Source organism: Bacillus sp. FJAT-27225 (assembly GCF_001685025.1).
Taxonomy (GTDB): domain Bacteria; phylum Bacillota; class Bacilli; order Bacillales; family Cytobacillaceae; genus Bacillus_D.
In genome coordinates this window covers 1-831 of record NZ_MAYU01000015.1, presented here as the reverse complement: position 1 = coordinate 831, position 831 = coordinate 1, and the positions used below count along the sequence as shown (strand labels likewise).

1 rRNA gene is annotated in these 831 nt (G+C 53.3%); it reads right to left on the bottom strand.

The features are described from left to right. Positions 1-831, bottom strand: a 23S ribosomal RNA gene (locus A8F94_RS12135); the annotation flags it as partial.

The following is an 831-nucleotide window of genomic DNA, read 5'->3' as shown; positions in this document are numbered from 1 at the left end:
GATAAGGGATGCGGGTTAGAATTTCAATACAGCCAGGGTAGTATCCCACCGACGCCTCCACCGAAGCTGGCGCTCCGGCTTCAAAGGCTCCTACCTATCCTGTACAAGCTGTACCAAAATTCAATATCAGGCTGCAGTAAAGCTCCACGGGGTCTTTCCGTCCTGTCGCGGGTAACCTGCATCTTCACAGGTACTATAATTTCACCGAGTCTCTCGTTGAGACAGTGCCCAGATCGTTACGCCTTTCGTGCGGGTCGGAACTTACCCGACAAGGAATTTCGCTACCTTAGGACCGTTATAGTTACGGCCGCCGTTTACTGGGGCTTCGATTCAGAGCTTCGCGTGAGCTAACCCCTCCTCTTAACCTTCCAGCACCGGGCAGGCGTCAGCCCCTATACTTCGCCTTGCGGCTTCGCAGAGACCTGTGTTTTTGCTAAACAGTCGCCTGGGCCTATTCACTGCGGCTCTTCAGGGCTATGAACCCTAAAGAGCACCCCTTCTCCCGAAGTTACGGGGTTATTTTGCCGAGTTCCTTAACGAGAGTTCTCTCGCTCACCTTAGGATTCTCTCCTCGCCTACCTGTGTCGGTTTGCGGTACGGGCACCTTCCATCTCGCTAGAGGCTTTTCTTGGCAGTGTGGAATCAGGAACTTCGGTACTATATTTCCCTCGCTGTCACAGCTCAGCCTTCACGGAAAGCGGATTTGCCTGCTTTCCAGCCTAACTGCTTAGACGCACATTTCCAGCAGTGCGCTTACCCTATCCTCCTGCGTCCCCCCATTGCTCAAACGATGAAGAGGTGGTACAGGAATATCAACCTGTTGTCCATCGC